General features: G+C 74.9%; 1 protein-coding gene. It reads left to right on the forward strand.

The annotated features are described in order from the left end of the window. The coding region (locus tag DW821_RS10185; protein ID WP_199584265.1) for a hypothetical protein at positions 1-263 on the forward strand (263 nt) is incomplete at both ends.

Raw genomic sequence — 263 nt, forward strand, 5'->3', positions numbered from 1 at the left:
CTCCGACAAGCTGCGCGCCGCGTCGGTCGAGCACCACATCATCCCCGGCGAGGGCCGCGACTGGCTGCTCTTCAAGGTGGAGGACGCCCCCGAGGTCGACGAGGCCTTCCGCCAGCTGGAGCAAGAGACGGGAAAGGCCGCCGATCGCGCAAGGGAGCGGCTCTCCGAGATCGCCGAGAGGCGCCGGGCGCCCGAGCGGCTGGCGGAGCGCGCCGAGCGGGCGCGCGAGGCGTCGAGGGCCCACAGCCAGGGCATCGGCCGGG

This window comes from Collinsella sp. AM33-4BH (assembly GCF_003469205.1).
In the GTDB taxonomy this organism is placed as follows: Bacteria; Actinomycetota; Coriobacteriia; order Coriobacteriales; family Coriobacteriaceae; genus Collinsella.